Raw genomic sequence first — 24,839 nt, 5'->3', positions numbered from 1 at the left:
GCAGCGAAGCGAAGGGACGCAGCGTGTAGGGTCGCCTTCTCTTTGGTGACTTTCTCTTGGCGACGCAAGAGAAAGTTACTGCGCCGCCGGGCGCACACCCCGGCTCCCGCCCTGGAAACCAGGCATGCGGCAAATCCAGCGCTCAAACCCTGGCTTCGACAGGCTCGGCCCGAACGGTCAGGGTGACGCCCCGGCTTCGACGAGCTCAGCCCGAACGGATCGTGCGGTGAAGCGGTCGGGAGGCAAGCCCTTCACGCGCCCAATTTACCCAAGGCGCGCAACACATTCTCCGCAGTCGCCGGTGCCATCAACACCACGGGCTCCGCAGCGTCCTGCCCCTCACGTCCTGCAGCCACCGCATTGCGCAGCGCCTCGTACACACTGATCGCCAGCATGAACGGCGGCTCGCCCACCGCCTTGCTGCCTCCCACGTTGTCTTCCCGGTTGGCCTCGGGCCACAGTTCCACCTTGAAGTGTTGGGGGATGTCCCCCGTCGCCGGGATCTTGTAGGTGCTCGGCGCGTGGGTGGTCAAGGTGCCCTTGTCGTTCCAAACCAGTTGCTCGGTGGTCAGCCAGCCCATGCCCTGCACAAAACCACCTTCTATCTGCCCGATGTCGATGGCCGGGTTGATGCTGTGGCCCACGTCGTGCAGGATGTCCACGCGCGCCACGCGGCTTTCGCCGGTCAGCGTGTCGATGACCACCTCGGAACAGGCAGCGCCGTAGCTGAAGTAGTAGAACGGCCGTCCTGTGAGCGTGGTCTTGTCGTAGTGGATCTTTGGCGTGCGGTAAAAACCATCGCTCCACAGCTGGATGCGGTTGGCGTACGCCTCCTTCACCACGTCGTCGAACGCGCGCACCTTCTTGGGCGAGATCACCTGGCCGCCCTCGAAGCGGATGGCACCCGCACCGCAGCCATCGAGCCCGCACACGAACGAGGCCAGGTTGTCCCGCACATTGCGGGCTGCGAACTGCGCCGCGCGGCCGTTCAGGTCGGTGCCGCTGCTGGCGGCGGTGGCGCTGGCGTTGGGCACCTTGCTGGTGTCGCTGGCCGTGACCAGCACGCGGTGCAGCGGCACACCCAGCTCGTCGGCCACGATCTGCGCCACCTTGGTGTGCAGGCCCTGGCCCATTTCGGTGCCGCCGTGGTTCACCTGCACGCTGCCGTCGGTGTACACATGCACCAGCGCGCCCGCCTGGTTGAACAGCGTGGCGGTGAAGCTGATGCCGAACTTGACGGGCGTGATGGCCAGGCCGCGCTTGAGCACCGGGCTTGTGGCGTTCCACGCAGCGATGGCGGTCTGGCGCTGGCGGTAGTTGGCATCGCGCTCCAGCTGGGGCATCAGCGCGTGGAGGATGTTGTCCTCCACCGTCATCTGGTAGTGCGTGACGTTGCGGCCATCCGCTGCATCCTTGCCGTACAGATTGACCATCCGCACGTCCTGCGCATCGCGACCCAGCGCGCGGGCGATGTCGCCCAGGATGGCCTCGATCACGATCACGCCCTGCGGTCCGCCGAAGCCGCGAAACGCCGTGTGGCTCTGCGTATTCGTCTTGCAGCGGTAGGAGGCGATTTCCACATCGCTCAGGTAGTACGCGTTGTCGGCATGGAACACGGCCCGGTCGGCCACGGGGCCGGACAGGTCGGCGCTGAAACCGCAGTTGGCGGCCATCTGAAGCTTCAGGCCCGTGATGCGGCCGGTGTCGTCAAAACCCACGTCGTACTCGTACGCAAACGGGTGGCGCTTGCCGGTGACCATGAAGTCCTCGTCGCGGTCCAGCCGCAGCTTGACGGCGCGGCCGAACTTATTGGCAGCCACGGCGGCCCACACGGCCAGGTGACCCGCCTGGGTCTCCTTGCCGCCAAAGCCGCCGCCCATGCGGCGGCATTCCACCTTGACCGCGTGGTTGTCGATGCCCAGCGCGTGTGCCACCCAGTGCTGCACCTCGCCGGGGTGCTGGGTGCTGGAGTAGATCCACCACTGCTTTTGCTCCAGCGGCAGCGCGTAAGCGATTTGGCCTTCCAGATAAAAATGCTCTTGCCCGCCCACTTCAAAGGCGCCGCTGAGGCGGTGGGCGGCTTGGGCCAGGCCTGTCGCAGCGTCGCCCCGGCGCACGAACACGGGGGGCAGCACGTAGCTTTCGGCTTTCAGTGCCTCGTGCACGGAAAGCACGGCGGGCAGTGGGGCGATGTCGAGCTTCACGGCACGCACCGCACGCCGCGCCTGCATGACCGAGTCGGCCACCACCAGGCCGATGACCTGGCCGATGTGCTGCACGGTGTCGACTGCAAAAACGGGCTCGTCGTGCGCAAAGGCGGCCAGCAACTTGTCGCCGGGAACGTCTTGCGCCAGCACCACGCCGCGCACGCCGGGCAGGGCCAGGGCGGCGCTGGCATCCACGCCGTTCAAGGTGCCATGCGCCACCGTGGAGAGGATGGGCGCTGCGTACAACGTGCCCTTCACCTCCGGCAGGTCGTCGATGTAGTGGGCGGCACCGGCCACCTGGGCGCGCGCGCTTTCATGGATGTGCGACTGGCCCATGGCGCGGGGACTGGCGGGTGCGCTGGTCTGCTGCGGGGCTTGGGGCTCGGCGGCGTGGGCGTCGGCGGTGGCAGCCACCGGGTCGTCCACGGCGTCGCGGCTCACCGGGAGGCCCGTGGGGAGAGATTCGCGCTGGTTCATACCGCAGCCTCCAGTCGGAAGTTCTCCACGCTCACGGCCTCTTCGCCCTGGCTCTCCAGCCAGAAGCGCTGCAGCAGGCTGGCCAGCACCGTGCGGCGGTAGGTGCCGCTGGCGCGCATGTCAGAGATGGGGTTGAACTCGCCTTGCAGCGCTTGCGCAGCGCGGGCGATGGTGTCGGCATTCCAGGGCTGGCCGGTCAGCGCGGCTTCGGTCTGGCGCGCGCGGGCTGGTGTGGCAGCCACACCGCCCGCGCCGATGCTGGCGCGGCGCACCACGTCGGCTTCGATGTCCAGGTTGATGACAAGGCAGACGGCAGAAATATCGTCGTCGAAGCGCTTGGAAATCTTGTAGGCCCGAAGCACTTCCGTGACACCCGGCCTGGGCACCACGATGCGTGCCAGCAGTTCGTCGGGCGCCATCACATTCTGCCGGTAGCCGGTGTACAGGTCTTCCAGCGCCATGGCGCGTTCGCCGCGCACGCTGGCCAGCACCACCTGGGCGCGCAGTGCAATCAAGAGCGGCATCGAGTCGCCAATGGGCGAGCCGTTGGCCACGTTGCCCCCCAGCGTGCCCGAATTGCGCACGGGCAGGCCCGCAAAGCGCGTGGCAAAGCTGTGCAGCTGTGGCCACTGTGCGGTCAGTGCCGCAAAGGCGTTGGTCAGCGTGACGGCGGAGCCGATGGTGATGTGGTGTGCGTCCTGCTGGATCTGCCGCAGCTCTGCCGCGCGGGTCACATCCAGAATCTGCGCGTACTGTTTGTGCTGCTTGGTCACCCACAGGCCCACATCGGTGCAGCCTGCCACGACCTGCGCCGCAGGGTGTGCGGCGCGTGCGGCCAGCAGGTCGGGCAGCGTGGTGGGTGAAATATAAGAAGAATTGGCATCTGGCGCTTGATGGTCAAGCGCAAGCAGCTCTAATTTTTGTAGCAAAAGCGGCTCGTTCACCGCCATCGCTGGCAGGGCGGCCATCTGCTGTGCGGCGTTCAGGATGGGGCGGTAGCCGGTGCAGCGGCACAGGTTGCCCGAGAGTTCTTCCTGCGCCAGCTCGCGGGTGATGGGTTGGCCATGGCACACATGGTTCTGGTACATGCCAAAGAGGCTCATCACGAAGCCGGGGGTACAAAAGCCGCATTGCGAGCCGTGGCACTGCACCATGGCTTCTTGTGCTGGATGGAGCGTGATGGTTTGACCAGGAGCCGTTGCGGCATCGCCCACGGGCTGGATCAGCGGGTCTTCCGCCAGGTCCTCCACCGTCCACAGCGCCATGCCATCCACCGAATGCGCCAGGCGGATGCAGCTGTTCACCGCGCTGTAGTGCAGCTTGCCGTCCCGCGCCTCGCCCAGCACGACGGTGCAGGCGCCGCAGTCGCCTTCGCCGCAGCCTTCCTTGGTGCCGGTGCAGCCCAGGTCTTCGCGCAGCACCTCCAGCAAGGTTCGGTCGGGTGGTACATTGCCCAGCGCCACGGGCTGGCCTCGGCGCAGGAATTGCAAGGGTCTTGTTGTCATGACAAACGCCACTTCGATCTTGGATGGAAAGGTTCAGCAGAGGGTAGAACGCAGTACCGTTACCGGCATATGCGCAAGCTTATGGCACCCATGCCCACACCGCTATGAGAGACCACGCCCTTTTCGACAAGATAGACCTCCATCTCATAAGGGTCTTGCACACCGTGCTCACAGAACGCAGCGTATCGAGGGCCGCCGTCCGCCTGGGCATGCACCAGCCGGCGGTGTCGGCTGCGCTCAAGCGGCTGCGCGACCTGGCGGGCGACCCGCTGCTCGTGCGCTCGGGTGCCAGCATGATGCCCACCGATGCTGCGCTGCGCATGGTGGAGCCTGCGGGCGCGATCCTGCGCTCGGCCGAGGCGCTGTTTTCAGACGCACGCGGGTTTGACCCGCGTACAGCCACCCGCACCTTCCGCGTGGCCGCCAGCGATTACCTCGACCCCCTTTTTCTACCCCAGCTCGTGGCCCGCATCAAGGTCGAGGCCCCTTTGTGCCCCATCGAGATCCTGCCCCTGTCGGCCGACACGCACTACCACGCGCACCTGGCGCAGGGTGAGGTGGACGTGGTGATCGGCAACTGGCCCCAGCCGCCGGACGACCTGCACATGGGCCGCCTGTTTGGTGACGAAGTGGTCTGCCTGGTCGGCAAAGACCACCCCGCCGTGCGGCGCGGCTGGGACGTGGAAAACTGGCTGGCCGCCGAACACATCGCGCCCACGCCCACCCACCCCGGCGCGCGCGGCGTGATCGACGCCCACCTGGACAGCCTGGGCATGCAGCGCCACATCACGGCGCGCTGCGCACATTTCAGCCTCATCCCCAGCATCGTGGCATCGAGCTTGCTTGTGCTGACCACCGGCCGCCAGTACTGCGAGCGGTATGTGGAGCAACTTCCGCTGGCTATATTGCCGTGCCCGGTGCCGTTTCCTCGGCTCATGTACTACCAGCTGTGGCACGCCCGCACGCACCACTCGGCGGCGGCCGCCTGGCTGCGAGATTGCGTGAAAACCGTGGCTGCTTCGCTACGAAAAGAATAGCTGCTTGAGCATGCTGAACAAGCGCCATGAGGTATTTTCATTCTTATAACAAGTTGTAAAACTGAGAGACAATCCCCGCATGAGTTCTCCCCCCAATCCTTCAGCGCCTGGTGCGGCGCCGCCACGGCTGCAGCTGGTGGGCATCACCAAGCGCTACCCGGCCGTGGTGGCCAACAGCGGCGTATCGCTCACGGTGCTGCCGGGTGAAATCCACGCCGTGCTGGGCGAAAACGGCGCGGGCAAGTCCACGCTGATGAAAATCATCTACGGCTCGGTCAAGCCCGATGAAGGCAGCGTGTTCTTCAACGGCCAGGCCGTGCAGGTGCGCAACCCGCAAGAAGCGCGGGCCCTGGGCATTGCCATGGTGTTCCAGCATTTCAGTCTGTTCGACACCCTGACGGTGGCCGAGAACGTGTGGCTGGGCCTGGACAAGAGCCTGACGCTGGCCGAAGTGACCGGCCGCATCACCGCCAAGGCCACCGAATACGGCCTTGACATCGACCCCCTGCGCCCCGTGCACACCCTGAGCGTGGGCGAGATGCAGCGGGTGGAAATCATCCGCGCGCTGCTCACCAACCCCAAGGTGCTGATCCTGGACGAGCCCACTTCGGTGCTCACGCCACAGGCCGTCGAGAAGCTCTTCGTGGTGCTGCGCAAGCTGGCCCGCGAGGGTTGCAGCATCCTCTACATCAGCCACAAGCTGCACGAAATTCGCGCGCTGTGCACTGCCTGCACCGTGCTGCGCGGCGGCAAGGTGACGGGCGTGTGCAACCCTGCCGAGGAATCCAATGCCTCCCTGTCGCGCCTGATGATCGGCGCCGAACCGCCCGCGCTGGAGCACCGTGCGGTGCAGACCGGCGCCACCGTGCTGCGCGTCAAGGGCCTGTCGCTGCCGCGTGCCGACCAGTTCGGCGTGGACTTGATCGACCTGCAGTTTGAGGTGAAGGCGGGCGAAGTGGTGGGCATTGCCGGCGTGTCTGGCAATGGGCAAAAAGAGCTGCTGTATGCGCTGTCGGGGGAAGACCAGCGGGCCGAGCCTGCGAGCATCCAGGTCTCGGGCCAGAACGCAGGCCGCATGGGCCCCGGCCAACGCCGTGCGCTGGGCCTGCACTTTGTGCCCGAAGAGCGCTTGGGCCGGGGCGCCGTGCCCACCATGGGGCTGGCGCACAACCTGCTGCTCACGCGCACCAACTCCGTCAGCGGCAGTGGCTGGATCAAGGTGGGCGCGCTGCAAAAGCATGCGGTGGACATCATTGCCCGCTTCAACGTCAAGGCGGGCGGCCCCAATGCAGCGGCCAAGTCGCTGTCGGGCGGCAACCTGCAGAAGTTCATCGTGGGGCGCGAGATTGATGCCAACCCGAAGCTGCTCATCGTTTCGCAGCCCACCTGGGGTGTGGATGTGGGCGCCGCCGCACAGATCCGTGGCTCCATCCTGGCGCTGCGTGATGCGGGCTGCGCCGTACTGGTGGTCAGTGAGGAGCTGGACGAATTGTTTGAGATCTGTGACCGGCTGCACGTGGTGGCCAAGGGGCATTTGTCGCCTTCCGTGCCGCGCGCCGAGGCCACGGTAGAGCGCATCGGCGAATGGATGAGCGGGCTGTGGCATGCCGATGTCCAAGCGCACCTCGCACAACAGGCCAAGGCAGCGGAGGTGCAGCATGCTTAAGCTGGAACCGCGCCCCCAGGCTTCTGGCTGGTGGACCTATGGCTCGCCGCTGCTGGCGCTGGCCGTCACGGTGTTGATTGGTGTGGCCTTGTTCGTGGCGCTGGGCAAAGACCCGGTGCGCGGGTTGCAGGTCTTCTTCTGGGAGCCGATCAAGACGCCTTATGCCGTGGGTGAACTCATGGTCAAGGCTACGCCGCTGTTATTGATTGCGCTGGGGCTGGCCGTGTGTTTTCGCTCCAACATGTGGAACATCGGTGCCGAAGGCCAGTTTGTCATCGGCGCCGTGGTGGCGGGCGGCGTGGCGCTGCTGGCCGACAAGACCACCGGCCCCTGGATCGTGCCCGCCATCCTGCTCGCCGGGGTGCTGGGTGGCATGGTGTGGGCGGGGCTCACGGCCCTGCTGCGCGACAAGTTCAACGCCAATGAAATCCTGGTGAGCCTGATGCTGGTCTATGTGGCCACGCTGGTGCTGGGCTATCTGGTCTATGGCCCGTGGAAGGACCCCATGGGCTACAACTTTCCGCAGACCAAGACGTTCGAGAAAGTCACGCAGATCCCGCGCCTGATGCAGGGCTCGCGCGTGTCCATCGGGCTGCTGCTGGCGCTGGCGGGTGCTGCAGCGTTGTGGGTGTTTCTGTTCCGCACGCGGGCCGGTTTTGCCCAGCAGGTGGGCGGACTGGCCCCCGCTGCGGCGCGCTATGCGGGCTTCTCGTCGCGCAAGGCACTGTGGACGGCGCTGCTGATCTCAGGCGGCGCGGCGGGCCTGGCAGGCGCGCTGGAGGTGGCCGGACCCATTGGTCAGCTCACGCCGTATGTGCCCGCAGGCTACGGCTTTGCCGCCATCATCGTGGCCTTTGTGGGGCGGCTGCACCCGGTGGGCATGATTTTGTCGGCCATTCTCATGAGCATGTTCTACATCGGCGGCGAGCTGGCGCAGTCGCGCATGGGCCTGCCCAAGTCGCTCACGGGCGTGTTCCAGGGCCTGCTGCTGTTTACGCTGCTGGCCTGTGACACCTTGATCGCCTACCGCATCCGCTGGGTGGCCGCGAAGGGAGGCAAGTAATGGAATCCTATGCACTCCTGATTGGCGCCACGCTGAGCGCGGGCACCGTTCTGGCCATCGCGGCCCTGGGCCTCTTGATCAATGAAAAAGCTGGCATCGTCAACCTGGGGGCCGAGGGCATGATGCTCTGCGCCGCCATTGCAGGGTTTGCCACCGTGGTACACACGGGCAACACCTGGCTGGGGTTTGCGGCGGGCATGGCCGCTGGCGCGCTGCTGGCGGCCATCTTTGGTGTGCTGGTGATCTGGCTCAACACCAACCAGTACGCCACGGGGCTGGCGCTCAGCCTGTTCGGCGTGGGTTTTTCGGCCTTTGCGGGCATCAGCTACGTCCAGGCCAAGCTGCCAGAGCTGCCCAAATACGTGATCCCGGTGCTGGGCGATGTGCCGCTGCTCGGCCCCGCGCTGTTCCGGCAGCACCCGCTGGTGTATATCACCATGCTGCTGGTGGTGGGGATGATCTGGTTCCTGTACCGCACGCGCGCCGGGCTGGTGCTGCGCTCGGTGGGCGAGTCGCCCGAGTCGGCCCATGCGCTGGGCTACCCCGTGCGCCGTATTCGCTTGGCCGCCGTGGTGGCCGGTGGCTCGCTGTGCGGGCTGGCCGGCGCGTACATCTCTACCGTTTACACCCCGCTGTGGGTGGAGGGTATGGTGGCCGGGCGCGGCTGGATCGCGCTGGCGCTGACCACCTTTGCCACGTGGCGCCCGGCACGGGTGTTGCTTGGTGCTTACCTGTTTGGTGGCGTGACCATGCTGCAGTTCCATTTGCAGGCCACGGGCGTGCAGGTGGCCAGCCAGTTGCTGAGCATGCTGCCCTATGTGGCGACCATCGTGGTGTTGGCGCTGATCTCGCGCAATCCGGCGTGGATCCGCATCAACATGCCGGCATCGCTGGGCAAGCCGTTTTATCCGGGTTCGTGAACAAGCACTGGTCCCAAGAATTGCTGGTTACCCGGTGGTAGATCGCCCCATAATTAGTGTTTTCGTCCCTCAACCTTTGCAAGTCTTACTTCTTCAATAAGGAAACCGACATGACTGATCTGCAGAAACGCTCCATGCTCAAGGTGGCAGCGCTCTCCGCCGTGGCCGCTGCTGCCCTCGTGGGCTGTGGCAAGAAGGAAGAACCGGCACCGGCCCCCGCGCCCGCACCGGCTCCCGTGGCAGAAGCACCGGCGCCCAAGCCCGAGCCTCTGAAGATCGCGTTTGCCTACGTCGGCCCGGTGGGCGATGGTGGCTGGTCGTTCGCCCACGACAACGGCCGCAAGGCCATCGAGAAGGAATTCGGCGACAAGGTCGTGACGAGCTTTGTGGAAAGCGTGCCCGAGTCCGCCGACGCCGAGCGCGTGCTGCGTGACCTGGCCGGCCAGGGCAACAAGCTGATCTTCGGCACCACCTTCGGCTACATGGAGTCCATGCTCAAGGTCGCGGAAGACAACAAGGGCGTGAAGTTCGAGCATGCCACCGGCTACAAAACGGCCGAAAACATGCGCACCTACGACAGCCGCACCTATGAAGGCGCGTACATGGCGGGCATCATTGCCGGTGCCATGACCAAGTCCAACACGCTGGGCGTGGTGGGCTCGGTGCCGATTCCTGAAGTGATCCGCAACATCAACAGCTTCACGCTGGGTGCGCAGTCGGTCAACCCCAAGATCAAGACCAAGGTGGTCTGGGTGAACGAATGGTTCAGCCCACCCAAGGAAACCGAAGCCGCCACCAGCCTGATCAACGGTGGCGCGGATGTGTTGTTCCAGAACACCGATTCGCCTGCTGTGCTCAAGACCGCACAAGAGAAGGGCAAGCGCGCCTTCGGTTGGGACAGCGACATGACCGCCTACGGTCCCAAGGCTCACCTGGCTTCGGCCGTCATCAACTGGGGCCCGTACTATATCAAGGCCACCAAGGACGCACTGGAAGGCCAGTGGGCCACGGGCCAGAGCTGGTGGGGCGTGAAGGAAGGCGCCATCGACATCGTCTCCATCGCCGAAGACGTGCCTGCCGACACCAAGGCCAAGGTCGAAGCCGTGAAGAAGGGCCTGGCCGACGGGTCGTTCCAGATCTGGAAGGGCCCGATCGTGGGTCAGGACGGCAAGGAAGTGCTGGCCAAAGACACGGTGGCCGATGACAAGTTTCTGGGCGGTGTGAACTTCTACGTCAAGGGCGTGGAAGGCAAGATCCCCGGCGGCGAGAAGAAGTAAGCACTTCTGACCCGTCATCAGGCAGCCTCTTGGGGCTGCCAGTTCAAAAGGGCTACCTTCCTGGGTGGCCCTTTTTCATTGTTGAGTGCTTTTTTTGGAGCAGGGACGATGGTCGAATCGACGTTGTGGCACCCCGTGGCACTGGCGGGTGATGTGGCGAACACCCCACTGGCCGTGCAGTTGCTGGACCAGCCGCTGGTGCTGTGGCGTGATGGCCTGGGTGGGGTGCAGGCCTTGGCCGATCTGTGTCCGCACCGGGGTGCGCGCTTGTCGCTGGGCCGGGTGACGGTGCAGGGGCGGCTGGAGTGCCCGTACCACGGCTGGCAGTTCGAGGGCTCGGGCCAGTGCACGCATGTGCCCGCACTGCCTGCGTTTGTGCCGCCCACCACGCACTGCGCCCGGCACCATGAGGCCTGCGAGGCCCATGGCCTGGTGTGGGTGCGCATTGCGCCGGGCAGTGCAGCGCTGCCCCCATTCGCCGCCGAAGGGGACTTGCGCTTGCGCAAGCTCAACTGCGGCCCTTACGACGTGGCCGCCAGTGCGCCACGCATCATCGAGAATTTCCTCGACATGTCGCACTTTGGTTTTGTGCACGAAGGCTGGCTGGGCAGCCGCGACGTCCCTGCCATTGATGACTACCGCGTTGAGGCCACACCCACTGGCTTGCTGGCCACCGGCTGCAAGGCCTGGCAACCCCAGTCCAACCTGCACTCCACCGCCCCGGCCCAGGTGGAGTACACCTACGAAGTCACGGCACCCTACGCGGCTGTGCTGACCAAGGTGCCCGAGGCGGGCACCACGGCCGTGGATGGCTGGCGGGAGTCCATAGCGTTGTTCATCTGCCCGATCACCCCGGTGCGGAGCCGCGTGTGGTTTCGCTTGGCCGTGGCAGATTTCGATTCGCCCGATGAGAAGCTGCAGGCCTTTCAGCACACCATCTTCACGCAAGACCAGCCCGTGCTGGAGTCGCAGACGCCACAGTGTCTGCCGCTGGACCTGCGGGCGGAGTTGCATACCGCCGCCGACAAGGCATCATCTGCCTACCGCCGCTTCTTGCGCCAGAGCGGCATCACCTTTGGAGTCTGCTGATGTTTAAAGTGCCCCCTATTTCCGCCGAGCGCCTGCCCACGCTGCTGCGCGCCATGCCCAAGGCCGAGCTGCATATCCATATCGAGGGCTCCCTGGAGCCTGAGCTGATCTTTGCACTGGCGCAGCGCAACGAATTGACCTTGCCCTATGCCAGTGTGGAGGCACTGCGCAGCGCCTACGCGTTCACCAACCTGCAGAGTTTTCTGGACATCTACTACGCGGGTGCCAGCGTGCTGCTGCACGAGCAGGACTTTTATGACATGGCGCGCGCCTACCTGGGGCGAGCAGCGCGCGACAACGTGCTGCACGCCGAAATCTTCTTCGATCCGCAGACCCACACCGCACGCGGCGTTGCCATGGAGACGGTCATCAACGGCCTGTACCGGGCCTGTGAAGATGCACGCAGGGAGCTGGGCATCAGTGCCACGCTCATCCTGTGTTTCCTGCGCCACCTCAGTGAGGAGTCCGCGTTCGAGACCCTGGAGCAGGCGATGCCCCTGCTCGACAAGATCGTTGGCGTAGGGCTGGATTCCAGCGAACTGGGCCACCCGCCCGAAAAGTTTGCCCGCGTGTTCGCCCGCTGCCGCGAACTGGGCCTGCACCTGGTGGCCCATGCTGGCGAGGAGGGCCCCCCTGCCTACATCTGGAGTGCGCTCGATGTGCTCAAGGTCGAGCGCATCGACCACGGGGTGCAGGCGGTGCACGACGCGGCCCTGATGCAGCGCCTGGCGCAGGACCGTATTGCGCTCACGGTGTGCCCCCTGTCCAACCAGAAGCTGTGCGTGTTTTCCAACCTGGCGGACCACAACCTGGGCAAGCTGCTCGACGCCGGGCTGGCCGCCACGGTCAACTCGGATGATCCCGCTTACTTTGGCGGCTACATGAACGAGAACTTCACCCAGGTTTTTGCCGCCACGGGCCTCACGGCGAAACACGCCTACCAATTGGCGTTCAACAGCTTTGAGGCGAGTTTTGCCAGCAATGCCGACAAGCGTGTGTGGGAGCACAAGCTCAAGGAAACCTTTGAGCGGTGCGTGGAGCACGACTACTGAGCTTTGTGCGGCGGGCATAGCGCGGATTGCCAGTGCGAATCGATGGGTTGGTGCGCTGTCACCCGCGCGGCAGGGCGGCGGCGTGGGTAAACCCTTAAAATAGTAAGTATTCGTTCGAATTGCGTCCGGCCCAGGCCCACGGGGTGATCCACCACCATGGCCCTTATCCAGCGCTCCTTTGCGGAGTGCACGGGTGCCGTGTAGCCCCCTTTTTTGGAGCCTTCCATGTTTCTCAGTCAAATCTCCATTGGCAAGCGCCTGACCCTGGTGCTCGGCCTCATCCTGGCGCTGTTTTTTGCCAGCAGCGTGGTGGCCGTGGTCAAGCTCAGCCAGTTGGGCAAAGAGATCGACGCCATGGTCAACGACAACATCAAGACCGAGCGCGCTGGCTCGGACTGGCTGCGCCACACCACATCGGGCGTGCAGCGCGCGGCAGCCATTGCCAAGAGCAGTGATGCCAGCCTGATCCCCTACTTTGCGCCCGCCACGGCCGCGTCGATCCGCGATACCAACGAGCTGCAGAAATTCATCGAGTCCAAGATGGACACGCCGGAGAAGAAGCAGCATTTTGCCAAGGTGGGTGACCTGCGCAAGGACTACCTGGCGGCCCGCGAGGAAGTGAGCAAGTTCAAACAGGCTGGCGATGCCGAGAACGCCAACAAGGTTTTCACCGAGCGGTTTGAGCCCACCTCCCGCAGCTATCTGGCGGGCGTGCAGCAGATGGTGGATGGCCAGCGCGCCGAGCTCGATGCTGCCGGCAAGCGCAGCGAGGAGCTGCGTGCCCAGACCACGCTGCTGCTGCAGATCTGCACCGGCGTGTCGCTGCTGCTGGGCGCCTTGCTGGCCTGGCTGCTGACCACCAGCATCACGCGCCCGCTGCGCCAGGCCGAGGCCATCGCAGAGACCATCGCCAACATGGACCTGACGGGTGCCCCCCAGGCGAGCTACGCCAATGACGAAACCGGCCACTTGCTGCGCGCCCTGGATGCCATGCGCAGCGCTCTGCACCGCTCGCTGCAGCAAGTGCGGGGCGTGGTGGACAGCATCTCCACCGCCAGCACCCAGATCGCCATCGGCAACCAGGACCTGAGCGCACGCACCGAGCAGACAGCCAGCAGCCTGCAGGAGACCGCCAGCTCGATGGAAGAGCTGACCAGCACCGTGCGCCAGAGCGCCGATTCGGCCGTGCAGGCCAACCAGCTGGCGGTGTCGGCCGCACAAGTGGCCCAGCGCGGCGGTGAAGTGGTGGCGCAGGTGGTGACCACCATGGACGAGATCAACACCAGCAGCAAGAAGATTGCCGACATCATCGGCACCATCGACGGCATTGCGTTTCAGACCAATATCCTGGCCCTCAACGCCGCCGTGGAAGCCGCCCGTGCGGGCGAGCAGGGCCGTGGCTTTGCCGTGGTGGCCAGCGAAGTGCGCTCGCTGGCCCAGCGCTCGGCCCAGGCGGCCAAGGAAATCAAGACGCTGATCGGCGTGTCGGTGGAGAAGGTCGAGTCGGGTGCTGCCCTGGTGCAGAACGCCGGCACCACCATGGGCGAGATCGTAAGCTCCGTGCGCCGCGTGACCGACATCATTGGAGAGATCAGCGCAGCCGCGTCGGAACAGAGCCAGGGCATTGGCCAGGTGAATGTGGCGGTGACCCAGCTGGACCAGATGACCCAGCAAAATGCTGCCCTGGTGGAAGAATCCACCGCTGCGGCCGAAAGCCTGAAGGACCAGGCGTCGCGCCTTGCCGAGGTGGTGGGTGCCTTCCGCCTGGGCGCAGGCCCGCAGGCGCTGCGGCTGAACTGAAATTGCTCACGGGGCTCTGCGCGCTGCCGCAGCGCCCCGCCCGTGCTTGAAAGCGCTTTTTTTCCGGCAGTCTTTGCAATATCGCTTCATGTAGTTTTCGCACAGTCTGACCTTCCCGGTGGCACCGTCGTCCTGCGGTGCTTCCGTTCCATTCCATCAGGGCCATGTAGAGGAACACCATGTACAAAAACCTCGCAGCCACGCTCGTGGCCGCCTGTTTTTTCTCTCCCGCTTTTTCCCAGACCACGCCCGCCAAGGGCAGTACGGCCGAGCCTGTCAGAGCCGGTTTTGTCTATGTCTCGCCCATCACCGAGGCAGGCTGGACGCGCCAGCATGACGAAGGCCGCAAGGCTGTCGAGGCCGCGCTGGGCAATCAGGTGAAGACCACCTTTGTCGAGAACGTGGCCGAAGGCGCCGATGCCGAACGCGTGATCCGTGATCTGGCGGCCACGGGCCACCAGATCATCTTCACCCCCAGCTTTGGCTATATGGAGCCCACGCTCAAGGTGGCGCAGGACTATCCAAACGTGAAGTTCGAGTCCATCACGGGCTACAAGACCACGCCCAATGTGGCCGCTGCCAACGCGCGCTACTACGAGGGGCGTTACCTCGCCGGTATTGCAGCGGGCCGCATGAGCAAGACCGGCGTGGCCGGTTTTGTGGCGGGCTTCCCCATCCCGGAGGTGCTCCAGGGCATCAACGCCTTCACATTGGGCATGCGCTCGGTCAACCCGCAGGCCGCGGTGAAGGTGGTGTGGCTCAATGTGTGGTTCGACCCACCCAAGGAGCGTGATGCGGCCATGGCGCTGTTCAACCAGGACGTGGACGTGATTGCGTTCCACACGGGTTCCACCGCCGTGATGGCCGCCGCGCAAGAGCGCGGCAAGATGGCCGTGGCCTACCACTCCGACATGCGCAAGACCGGGCCTGACGCCCAGATCGTGGCCGTGACGCACCAGTGGGGCAGTTACTACACCGAGCGCGTGCGCGCCGTGCAGAACGGTACCTGGAAGAGTGCCAACCTGTGGGGCGGTGTGCGCGAGGGCATGATCCGCGTTGGCGACTTTGGCCCCAAGGTGCCTGCCGCCGTGCAGCAGGAGGTCCTGAATGCGCAAAAGGCCATCGGTGCTGGCAAGCTCCAGCCCTTCCGCGCGGGCAAGGCGCCGGTGCGCGACAACGACGGGCAAGAGCGCATCGCTGCGGGCCAGGCGCTGACTGATGCACAGATCGTGCAGATGAACTGGCTGGTGGAAGGGGTGGTGGGCAAGGTGGCGCGTTGAGCGTTCCCGTACCCTGCCAACTGCCTTCCATAGCCACTATGGGGCGCGCCGTATGCTGGCGCCAGGCGGTGCCGCTAAGCTAGCGCACCATGCCTGTATACCGTTCCGCCCTTTTGCGATTTGCCGACGATGGCCGCGCCCTCTATGACGAAGATGGCCTGCTGGCCATTGGCCCGGATGCCCGGGGCCGCCAGCGGGTGCTGGCAGCCGGTGCCTGGCAGGCGCTGTCGCCGCAGTATGCCCACGAGCCCGTCACGCACCTGCCGGGTCGCATCCTGGCCCCTGGGTTTGTGGACATGCACATCCACTTTCCGCAGACCGACGTGATTGGCTCGCCCGCGGATGGTCTGCTGCCCTGGCTGGAGAACTACACCTTTCCCCATGAATCGCGCTTTGTCGCATCCGACTACAGCGCGCAGGTGGCAGAGTTCTTTGTGGCCGAGCTGCTGCGCCATGGCGTGACCACGGCGCTGGCTTTTGCCACCTCGCACCCCGCCTCGGTGGATGCCTTGTTCACCGAGGGGCAACGCCAGCACATGCGCCTGATCACCGGCAAGGTGCTGCAGGACCGCCACTCGCCCGATGGAGTGCGCGACGATACCGAACAAAGCCTCATTGACACCGAGGCGCTGATCCAGCGCTGGCACGGCGTGGACCGCCTGGGCTATGCCATCACCCCGCGTTTTGCGCCCACCAGTACCCATGAACAATTGCGCGGCGCGGGCGAGCTGGCTGCGCGCTACCCCGATGTGTGGATTCAGTCCCACGTGGCCGAGAACCGCGACGAGATCCGCTGGGCGCGCGAGCTGTTCCCCGCCGCACGCAGCTACCTGGGCGTGTACGACGACTTTGGCCTGATGCGCGAACGCGCGGTGTACGCGCACTGCATCCACTTTGATGACAACGACCGCGCGCTGATGCGCGACACCGGTGCGGTGGCGGCGGTCAGCCCCACCAGCAATCTCTTTCTGGGCAGTGGCTTTTTTGACTACGCCAGCGCCGACCGCGTGGGCTTTGGCTACGGCCTGGCCAGCGATGTGGGCGGGGGCACCAGCTTCAGCCCGTTCCACACCATGCTGGCGGCGTATTACGTGGGCCGCGAGGGCCAGACCAAGCAGGGGCTGAGCCTGTCGCCGCAGCAGCTGTGGTGGCAACACACGGCCGGGGCCGCCAAGGCGCTGGGTCTGGTGGGTGTGGTGGGCAATTTGCAGCCGGGCTGCGAGGCCGACTTTGTGGTGCTCAACCCTCGGGCTACGCCTCTGCTGGAGCGCAAGACCTGCCAGGCGCGCAGCCTGGACGAGCTTTTGTTTGCGCTGATCGTGCTGGGCGATGACCGTGTGGTGGAGCAAACGGTGATTTCTCAAGCAAAATACGGCCCCAGCGCTTGATCATCAAGCGCTAATAGCTACATATTTAATAGCGCCCGGCTGTTTGCCGACGGCCAGGGCCACAGCGCAGGAAATTCAGCCATGAGCATCAAGAGCGACAAGTGGATCCGCCGCATGGCGGCCGAGCACGGAATGATCGAACCGTTCGAGCCGGGCCAGGTGCGCGAGGTGGAGGGCCGCAAGATCATCAGCTACGGCACCAGCAGCTACGGCTACGACATCCGCTGCGCACCCGAATTCAAGGTGTTCACCAACATCCACAGCACGGTGGTGGACCCGAAGAATTTCGACGAGAAGAGCTTTGTGGATTTCGAGGGTGACAGCTGCATCATCCCGCCCAACAGCTTTGCGCTGGCCCGCACGATGGAGTACTTCCGCATTCCACGCAACGTGCTCACCATCTGCCTGGGCAAAAGCACCTATGCTCGCTGCGGCATCATCGTCAACGTGACGCCGTTCGAGCCCGAGTGGGAAGGCTATGTGACGCTGGAGTTCTCCAACACCACGCCGCTGCCCGCACGCATCTACGCGGGCGAGGGCTGCGCGCAGGTGCTGTTCTTCGAGAGCGACAAGGACGATGTGTGTGAGGTCAGCTACCGTGACCGGGGCGGCAAGTACCAGGGGCAGGTCGGCGTGACGCTGCCCAAGGCCTGACCTCCCGTCCGCCGGACCTTCGGCATGCGCTGGAACGTGTTCGCAGGGGCTGCGTCCTACAGCGCCAGTGCCCGTTGGCTGAAATGCAAGCGCAGGTAAGGTTCTTAGCATGGTGTCATGCCGCCGGGCCCTCCGGTGGTCACGGAGTCCACCATGCTGACCTTTGCTGCGATGACCACACCCGCCAAGGCCCGGGGTGCTGCGCTTTCTCTACATGACCCTGCAGGTGCCACAGGCGACTTGGCCTCGGACCACGGCGCATTGCGCCCGGCAGCCGTGTCCCACGCCCACTATTGGCCCTGCGAGCTTCTCAACGCTTTCGTTCTGAAGATGGCCGCCACGGGCCACTGTGTGAATACCGCCATGATGCTGGGGCACCGGCCCTACGCGCTCGAACAGCTGGCCGTGGCGCGGGCCATTCAGGACCACAGCCTGAATGCGCTGGCCTTGCGGCTGCAAGCCTATTTTGATGTTGCCGCGCCCCAGGGCTGCGCCGTGGTGGCCGAGATCAGCGAGGTTTAGAACAGGTTACTGGCGGGTTTCTTGCATGCCGCTGGCCTTGCTGTGCGCTGACCGCTGTTCATGGACTGTGGTCATGCCTCCACGCAGACCCTGTTGCGCCCCTGCCCCTTGGCTTCATAAAGCGCCGCATCGCCCCGGCGCAGGATATCGAGGCCGTTGTCCTGCAGGCCGCGCATGCTGGCCACACCCGCGCTCACGGTGATGCGGCCCACGACCGGGTCGTGTTGTTCGGCCATGGCTTCGACCAGGGCCTGGGCGATGGCTTGGGCCCCCAGAAGGTCGGTGTCGGGCAGCAGCACCACAAACTCTTCACCCCCCAGCCTTGCGATCACATCCGAGTTGCGCAGGCGCATTTCCAGCGTGCGGGCCAGCCGGCGCAGGACTTCGTCGCCGGTTTCGTGTCCATAGGTGTCGTTCACGCGCTTGAAATGGTCCACATCGACTGTGATCAGGCTCAACGGCCGGCCGCTGCGCCGCGCCAGCGCCAGGGCAAACGCCATCTGGGTTTCAAAACCCCGGCGGTTGAGCAGGCCCGTCAGAGCATCGGTGCGGGCCTGCAGGTCCAGGGCGCGGTTGGCAGCCTCCAGCTCCAGCGTGCGCAGGCGCACTTTTTCCTCCATGGCTTCGTGGGCTGTCAGAAGCCGGTGCGTCATGCGGCCCAGTGCGCCTGAAAGCTTGCTCACTTCCCGGCTGCTGTGGGCCTGGGGAATGCGGGTGCCGGGCTTGTCGGCCTCCACGGCGCTGGCGGCATCGGCCAGCGCGTACAGGTCATCGCTCAGGCGGCGTGCCGCCAGCCACGCCAGCACCGAGGCCAAAAGCGCGGCGCCGAGCCCGATGGCCAGTGCCAGTTGCACGGTGCGGTGGGCCTCGGCGAAGGCCAGTTCCACGGGTTCGCGGGCGACAATGCGCCAGCCGAGGTCGCTGGTGCTGTTGCGTGCCTGCATCGGTGCGGTGGCCGTGAGGTAGCTGCGGCCATCCAGCCACCTCGCCACGACGGCCCGGCCTGCGGCGCGGTCAGACGCCACCGGGTTGTTGGCCTCGACGGGCAGGCGCTGCCCGGCTACTTGCAGGGCCCGGGTCTGGCCCCCAGGGGCGTAGATAAGCTCGCCTTTGCGGTCGAAGACGAACAGTTCTACCGCCTTGTCGTCCGTACGTGCCGGGGTCAGGCTTTCCATGACCTCATGGGTCCATTCCCAGCTGCCGTGGATACCCACCACGCCGATGGTGGTCGGGCCCAGGCGAATGGGCGCCGCAAAATCCACAAACCGGTAGGGCTCGCCCGAAGGCGGCGGGGCCAGCAGCTGCTCCAGCAGCTTGGCCGGGTGGACATCTCCCACGTGCAGTGTTTGCAGGCCTTCCTTGAACCACGGGCGCTCTGCCACGCTCTGGCCCACCAGCAGCCCGCCCGTGGCGGCGCGCACCACGCCCTGGGCATCGGCCACACCGATCCAGGCGCTGTGGGGGTGGGTGGCCTGACTGCGTGCCAGCATGTGGTGGGCTTCGGCACTGTCGAGCCCTTTGGTCCAGACGGCCTCGGCGGCCGCCAGGACCTCGGCCTCGCGGCTGCGCTCCTGCAGGCCGTTGGCCAGCAGCTTGCCTGCATTTTCGGCAATGACCTGAAGGGCAGTCCCGGCATCGCGCTCGATGCGCAGCTTGAGCAGTTCGCCAAATCCCAGTGACAACAACACCGCCAGGCCCACCACTAACGTACCGAACACCAGCGCGATCTGCGAGCGCAGGCTGTGGTCCGAGAACCGGAGCAGGCTCATGGCGTGGCCTGCGAGGGTGGGGCACCCTCTGTGCCCAGGCGCATCGCCAGGCGGGCCGCAGCCAGGTCCCAGCCCGCCCAGCCGCAGCTCTTGAACAGCACCGGCCCTGTGGACGGAGCGCGCTGGCGTTGCAGAGCTTCCCGCAGTGTGGGCAGCATGCCCACGTCGAGGCCCGCCTGCAGCAGATCGCCCGCCTCGTGGCGTGCGTCTTCACTGTCCACCACGATATGCCCGTGTGCTGCCACATGGCGGCAGAAGGCGGGGGCCAGTTCTGCCATGGCCGGGGTGAAGGCACCCACCGCTGCCACAAAGGCGTCGGGCCGTGGTGGCGCGCTCAGCACCACGCTGTGCGCCGGGGTGCACACGGCAATCAGCGGGCAATGGGGCACCGCAGCGTCTGCATCGGCCACCGTGCGTGCCTGGGCGCTCAGCGCCTGGGCCCGCAGGACCAGGGCCTTGGCGCTGGCGGCACTGCGCGAGGCCACCCACACATCACGCACCCCCAGGCCCTGCACAAAGGCTTCCAGGTGGGCCAGGCCCTGCACGCCCGCGCCGACGATGAGCAGCGGCCCCTGGGCCTGCGGCGCCAGATGCTGTGCCGCCAGCAGCGACACCGCCGCTGTGCGCCGTGCAGTGATGGTGGGGCCGTCCAGCACCAGGCGGCGTTCGCCCGTGGTCACGTCAAACACCACGACGTCGCCCTGGATCGCGGGGCGGCCGGTGCCCGTGTTGGCAGGGGTCAGCGTGATGAGCTTGGCCATCGCCACGCGGCTGTCGGTGGCAGGCATGACAAACAGGCTGCCGCCCTGGGGCAGTGGCAGCACCGTGCGGGCAGGCACCGAGACGGTGCTGTCCCGCAAGAGGGCCGCAATCTCGGTGGCCAGCGCGTCCCATGGCAGACACGCCGCTGTGGCTGCTGCGTCCAGCGTGCCGGGGGCCGGGGAGAGGGAGGTGAAGGACATGCGCCGACTTTACACAGCGAGGGCGGAGCCGGGGAGCGGGCAAGTCCCCAGTCCAAGGCCATGATTTCAGTGCGTGGCACCCGCCCCGAGCGCTATGTCGCTCTGGTGAAGCACAGCGGCCCACAGGGCTGCGTGGATGCCGCGCACCATGTCCCGCAGTGCCAGGGAGGGTGTGCCTTGCCCGGGCAGCCAGGGCACGTGCACAAATCCGCCCCGGGCGCCCGCAGGGCCAACGCCTTGTGCCTGCAGCATGTGCATCAGTCCGTACAGCACATGGTTGCAGACAAAGGTGCCCGCTGTTTGTGAAACCTCGCAGGGCACGCCAGCCTGCTGTACGGAGCGCAGCATGGCCTTGAGTGGCAGGCTCGCAAAGTAGGCGGCAGGCCCGCCGGGCACCACCGGCGTGTCGATGGGCTGGGCGCCCACGTTGTCGGGAATGCGGGCGTCGTTGATATTGATCCCCACCCGCTCCAGCGACAGCGCGCTGCGCCCCCCTGCCTGGCCCAGGCAGACGGTCAGCGCGGGCCGGTGGGCCGTGGCCAGCGCCCGCAGCTGTTGCAGCGATTCGCCAAACACGGTGGGCAGTTGCGCCGCCACCACGCGGTGGCCCGCGATGCGCTGCCCGTCCAGCGCCTGGGCCACCAGCCAGCTGGGGTTCAGGCTGTCGCCGCCAAAGGGGTCAAAGCCTGTGATCAGAATCACCTTGTCGCCGATGGGGGCGTAGTGCGAGGCGTCGTGGAGCATGGGGCGGTTCGGGTGGGGCGTGGAAGGGGGGAATCGTGTCAGCGGGCGCCGACAGGCAGGCCATCGTAATCGGCCCCTCCGGTTCCTGCACCGCGCGTAATATGCGCCATGCCCTCCGCACGGTGAGGGCGCTGGAGATACGGCATGAAATGGGAAGGCAATCGCGAGTCGGACAATGTGGAAGACCGGCGCGGTGGGGGCGGCGGCTCGCCGATTTTCGGAGGGCGCAGCATTGGCATCGGCACCATCGTCATCGCACTGGTGGGCGGGTGGGTGCTGGGCATCAATCCGCTGACGATCCTGGGGCTGCTCAGTGGCGGTGGGCCGCCCGCGCAGGTGCAGTCGCAGGGGCCTGCCCAGCGCCCCCCGGCCGACGACACCATGGCCCGTTTTGTATCGACCGTTCTGGCCGATACCGAAGACGTGTGGCAGGCCGTGTTCCGCCAGGGTGGCGGCACCTACCAGGAGCCGCGTCTGGTGCTGTTTCGGGGCGCTACGGCCACGGCTTGCGGCACCGGGCAGGCGGCGATGGGCCCGTTCTACTGCCCGGCGGACCAGAAGGTCTACATCGACCTGGGCTTTTATGAAACCCTCAAGAACCGCCTGGGCGCGCCCGGCGATTTTGCCCAGGCCTATGTGATTGCCCACGAGGTGGGCCACCATGTGCAGAACCAGCTGGGCATCAGCGGCAAGGTGGACCAGATGCGTGGCCGCGTGAGCAAGGCGGAGTACAACGCGCTCTCGGTGCGGCTGGAGCTGCAGGCCGACTGTTTTGCCGGGGTGTGGGCACACCATGCGCAGAACGCGCGCCAGATTCTGGAGCAGGGCGATGTGGAAGAGGCCATGAACGCAGCGGCCAAGATTGGTGACGACGCCCTGCAGCGCTCGAGCGGCGGAGCGGTGGTGCCCGAAAGCTTCACCCACGGCACCAGTGCTCAGCGGCAGCGCTGGTTTCACAACGGGCTGCAGAATGGCAGCGTCAAAGCCTGCGATACCTTCGCGGCGCGGAGTCTTTGAAACACCCTCCTGAGCCGCTTCGCGGCTTCCCCCCGCTCTCGCAACACTGCGCGTTGCGGGCAGGGGGACGCAGCCAGCGCGGCGGGGCGGCCCTTGTGCGGCTGCACGGGCATGGGCCGCGCCGGTTTTGTGGGGTGTGGGTGACCTACGGCGCTATGGAGAACTGAGATGTCCCCTGCTGAGTCCCTGCAGCCTCTCCGGTCGCCGGGCATCGCCGCCGCGTGGTCGGCGGCGGCTGTCACGGTGCCGCATGCCGTCGGCCTGGGCCTGCTGGCTTTTGCACCCCTGGCGGCCGACCATTCCCTCGCAGCGCTGGCGCTGTGGTCGGCGGCCCTGCCGGGCCTGCTGCTCACGCTGGTGGTGCCACGTGCCGGGGTGGTCTACGCGCCCACCACGGTGGTGGCGCTGCTGTTTGCGGCCGTGCTGGCCACCGCCCATGGTGCGGCCCCTGCGCTGGGCCTGAGTGCGCGCCAGGTGCTGGCCGTGAGCGGGGCCACGGTGGCGCTGGCGTTTGTTTTTCAGTGGCTGCTGGGGGTGCTGCGGCTGGCCTCGGTGGCGCGGTTCCTGCCCGTTTCGGTGACGCATGGTTTTGCGGCCGGGGTGGGGCTGTCGATGGTGGTGGGCCAGGTGCGCAACGGCTTTGGCGCGGGGGGCGACGCCCTGTGGAACGTCCGCACCGGCTGGCACCTGCTGGCGGCGCTCGCCGTGGTGGGGCTGGCCTGGGCGTTGCGCTGGCGCTGGCCCCGCATGCCGGGGCTGCTGTCGGCTGTGGTCCTGGTGGCGCTGGCCGTGGCGGTGGCGGGGGTGTGGGGTGGTGGTCTGGGGGATGTGTTTGCACCCGCCGTGCAGCCCAGCCAGTTTGCCGGCCCGCTGTGGCCCGACTGGACGGGTGTCCCCTGGATGGTGCTGGCGCAACAGCACGGGTCGGACCTGGTGGTGCTGGCGCTGTTGATGGCGCTGGTCAACAGCCTGGAGATACTGGTATTCAACCAGGAGCTGGAGCTGGACCACGGTCTGCGTGACAACGCCAATCTGACCCTGCGCCGCGAGAGCCTGTTGGGCGTGTTGTGCGGGCTGGCCGGGATGATTCCTGCATCCACCAGCGCATCGCGCTCGCGCATTGTGCTGGCGCAGGCGGGCCCCTCCCGCGACGCTCCGCGCTGGCATGCCGGCATCATGCTGGGCGTGGCAGTGACGGGCGCCTGGTGGCTGCACTGGGTGCCGATGGCCTGCCTGGCGGGTGGGCTGGTGCTGGCCGGGCTCATGCAGGTGCCGGGTCTCATGTGGTCGCTGCGCTACGCGCAGCGCTCGCGGGTGACCTGGGCGCAAAGCTGGCTGGTGGCGCTGGTGTTTGCCGTGATGGGCGGCGTGGGGGCTCTGGTGGCGGGCCTGGTGGTGGCCACCTTTGTGTTGCTGCACGACTCCGCCGCCAAGGTGCTGCGCCATGTGCGGCTCGATGGCGAACTGCGCTCGCGCCGGCTACGGCGCGCGGGGTCGGACACCTGGCTCTCGCCGCGCATGAACCAGGTGGCTGTGTTTGAACTGCAGGGCGTGATGTCGTTCGGCGTGGCGGCCCACTTGGCCGAGCAGGTGCGTTTGCTGCTGCAGCCGCGCCACCGCTGGGTGATTCTGGATGCGGGCCGCGTGCCCGCCTGGGACAGCACCGCATTGGCGCAACTGCGCGCGCTGGTGCGCGACCTGGGCCAGCAGGGCATTGCCGCTGCCGTGGCCGCGCTCGATCCTGTGGCCGCTGAACATGCAGGCGACCAGGTACGCGCCTTTGCCGACCTGGACCGCGCCTTGGAATGGGCCGAGGCCGGCATCCTCTCGCAACGCCCCATTGAGCAACGCCCCGCGCGTCCCGAAAGGGATCTGCTGGGCGAGATCGGCGAGGGCGTGCCCCGGGCGGCGGCCAATGCCCTGATGGCCTTGCTGGAGCCTCTGGCCGTGCCGCCCCACGGGGTGGTGTTCAGCGCGGGAGACACCGACCACGACCTGCTGGTGGTGAAGTCGGGCCACATCACGCTGGTGACCCAGTGGCCGCCCGACAAGGGGCTGCGCTTGGCCACGGTCGGGCCGGGCATGGCGTTTGGCGAGATGGCGTTCCTCAACGGCGCTGCGCGCAGCGCTTGTGCGGGGTCTGAGCGGGGGCCTGCGCACCTGGTGCGCCTGTCGCGGGCGCACTTTGATGCCTGGGCCCGGCAATACCCCGAGGCAGCGCTCACCGTGATGAATAACCTCGCCCAAATCGGGGCGAGGCGTCTGGCGGTGACCACACGCCAATTGCGGGCGGTGTTGGAGTAATTTTGAATAAAAAGTGCCACTAGCGCTTGATGGATAAGCGCTGATAGCTATTAAAAATGTAGCTTATTGCTGTGACTTGCTCAATGAATAAATGCGCTCTGCACCA

At 66.2% G+C, this 24,839-nt stretch carries 19 protein-coding genes; 14 read left to right on the top strand and 5 right to left on the bottom strand.

Annotation, left to right across the window (positions count from 1 at the left end; genetic code table 11):
- Positions 1-251: 251 nt before the first annotated feature.
- Together xdhB and xdhA are read right to left on the bottom strand one after the other, a co-directional pair.
- Positions 252-2,684: a xanthine dehydrogenase molybdopterin binding subunit gene (xdhB, locus tag ACODS0_RS26660; RefSeq protein WP_488838220.1), complete on the bottom strand. Its 2,433-nt coding sequence runs from the start codon at positions 2,682-2,684 to the stop codon at positions 252-254.
- Complete coding sequence (gene xdhA / locus ACODS0_RS26655) at positions 2,681-4,189, bottom strand: xanthine dehydrogenase small subunit (protein ID WP_488838218.1); 1,509 nt, start codon at positions 4,187-4,189, stop codon at positions 2,681-2,683. Before xdhA ends, xdhB begins: the two co-directional genes overlap by 4 nt.
- A 104-nt stretch (positions 4,190-4,293) precedes the next feature.
- Here xdhA and ACODS0_RS26650 point away from each other — a divergent pair, with 104 nt between their 5' ends.
- The 12 genes from ACODS0_RS26650 (at position 4,294) to ACODS0_RS26595 (ending at position 17,937) form a co-directional block, all read left to right on the top strand.
- On the top strand, positions 4,294-5,226 hold the full coding sequence (locus tag ACODS0_RS26650) for a LysR family transcriptional regulator (RefSeq protein ID WP_431152146.1): 933 nt from the start codon (positions 4,294-4,296) through the stop codon (positions 5,224-5,226).
- A 79-nt stretch (positions 5,227-5,305) separates the two neighbouring features.
- Positions 5,306-6,892 carry an ABC transporter ATP-binding protein gene (locus ACODS0_RS26645; RefSeq protein WP_488838216.1) on the top strand — a complete coding sequence of 529 codons (1,587 nt, stop codon included), beginning with the start codon at positions 5,306-5,308 and terminating at the stop codon, positions 6,890-6,892.
- Positions 6,885-7,955 (top strand): ABC transporter permease, encoded by a 1,071-nt coding sequence (locus tag ACODS0_RS26640; RefSeq protein WP_488838214.1) that lies wholly within the window; start codon positions 6,885-6,887, stop codon positions 7,953-7,955. Before ACODS0_RS26645 ends, ACODS0_RS26640 begins: the two co-directional genes overlap by 8 nt.
- Positions 7,955-8,875, top strand: a complete 921-nt coding sequence (locus ACODS0_RS26635) for an ABC transporter permease (protein ID WP_409883971.1) — start codon at positions 7,955-7,957, stop codon at positions 8,873-8,875. The genes ACODS0_RS26640 and ACODS0_RS26635 overlap by 1 nt, the downstream gene beginning before the upstream one ends.
- Positions 8,876-8,985: 110 nt before the next feature.
- Positions 8,986-10,152: a BMP family ABC transporter substrate-binding protein gene (locus tag ACODS0_RS26630; RefSeq protein ID WP_055401936.1), complete on the top strand. Its 1,167-nt coding sequence runs from the start codon at positions 8,986-8,988 to the stop codon at positions 10,150-10,152.
- A 108-nt stretch (positions 10,153-10,260) separates the two neighbouring features.
- Complete coding sequence (locus ACODS0_RS26625) at positions 10,261-11,241, top strand: aromatic ring-hydroxylating dioxygenase subunit alpha (protein WP_488838211.1); 981 nt, start codon at positions 10,261-10,263, stop codon at positions 11,239-11,241.
- The gene (locus tag ACODS0_RS26620; RefSeq protein WP_488838209.1) at positions 11,241-12,293 is read left to right on the top strand and encodes an adenosine deaminase; all 1,053 of its coding nucleotides are present in this window, start codon (positions 11,241-11,243) and stop codon (positions 12,291-12,293) included. Before ACODS0_RS26625 ends, ACODS0_RS26620 begins: the two co-directional genes overlap by 1 nt.
- Before the next feature lie 225 nt (positions 12,294-12,518).
- Positions 12,519-14,093, top strand: a complete 1,575-nt coding sequence (locus tag ACODS0_RS26615) for a methyl-accepting chemotaxis protein (protein WP_431152152.1) — start codon at positions 12,519-12,521, stop codon at positions 14,091-14,093.
- 179 nt (positions 14,094-14,272) lie between these two features.
- Entirely contained in the window at positions 14,273-15,373 is a 1,101-nt protein-coding gene (locus ACODS0_RS26610; RefSeq protein WP_488838207.1) for a BMP family ABC transporter substrate-binding protein, read from the top strand.
- Positions 15,374-15,462: 89 nt separating this feature from the next.
- Positions 15,463-16,761: a guanine deaminase gene (guaD, locus tag ACODS0_RS26605; RefSeq protein WP_488838205.1), complete on the top strand. Its 1,299-nt coding sequence runs from the start codon at positions 15,463-15,465 to the stop codon at positions 16,759-16,761.
- 81 nt (positions 16,762-16,842) lie between these two features.
- Positions 16,843-17,415 carry a dCTP deaminase gene (gene dcd / locus ACODS0_RS26600; RefSeq protein WP_055401412.1) on the top strand — a complete coding sequence of 191 codons (573 nt, stop codon included), beginning with the start codon at positions 16,843-16,845 and terminating at the stop codon, positions 17,413-17,415.
- Between the two features lie 153 nt (positions 17,416-17,568).
- Complete coding sequence (locus tag ACODS0_RS26595) at positions 17,569-17,937, top strand: hypothetical protein (RefSeq protein ID WP_055401424.1); 369 nt, start codon at positions 17,569-17,571, stop codon at positions 17,935-17,937.
- Positions 17,938-18,008: 71 nt separating this feature from the next.
- Here ACODS0_RS26595 and ACODS0_RS26590 read toward each other — a convergent pair whose 3' ends face one another.
- From ACODS0_RS26590 to pcp, 3 genes are all read right to left on the bottom strand, one after another.
- Positions 18,009-19,706: a sensor domain-containing diguanylate cyclase gene (locus tag ACODS0_RS26590; protein ID WP_488838202.1), complete on the bottom strand. Its 1,698-nt coding sequence runs from the start codon at positions 19,704-19,706 to the stop codon at positions 18,009-18,011.
- A complete protein-coding gene (locus ACODS0_RS26585) occupies positions 19,703-20,668 on the bottom strand; it encodes a delta(1)-pyrroline-2-carboxylate reductase family protein (protein ID WP_488838200.1) in 966 nt (321 codons plus the stop codon). Before ACODS0_RS26585 ends, ACODS0_RS26590 begins: the two co-directional genes overlap by 4 nt.
- Before the next feature lie 66 nt (positions 20,669-20,734).
- Positions 20,735-21,412 carry a pyroglutamyl-peptidase I gene (pcp, locus tag ACODS0_RS26580; protein ID WP_488838198.1) on the bottom strand — a complete coding sequence of 226 codons (678 nt, stop codon included), beginning with the start codon at positions 21,410-21,412 and terminating at the stop codon, positions 20,735-20,737.
- A gap of 144 nt (positions 21,413-21,556) precedes the next feature.
- Here pcp and ypfJ point away from each other — a divergent pair, with 144 nt between their 5' ends.
- Positions 21,557-22,429, top strand: a complete 873-nt coding sequence (ypfJ, locus tag ACODS0_RS26575; protein ID WP_121422587.1) for a KPN_02809 family neutral zinc metallopeptidase — start codon at positions 21,557-21,559, stop codon at positions 22,427-22,429.
- A gap of 168 nt (positions 22,430-22,597) precedes the next feature.
- On the top strand, positions 22,598-24,733 hold the full coding sequence (locus tag ACODS0_RS26570) for a SulP family inorganic anion transporter (protein ID WP_488838196.1): 2,136 nt from the start codon (positions 22,598-22,600) through the stop codon (positions 24,731-24,733).
- The last annotated feature ends 106 nt before the right edge of the window (positions 24,734-24,839 follow it).

Source organism: Acidovorax sp. FG60 (genome assembly GCF_057808995.1).
This window is presented reverse-complemented; position numbering and strand designations above follow the sequence as displayed.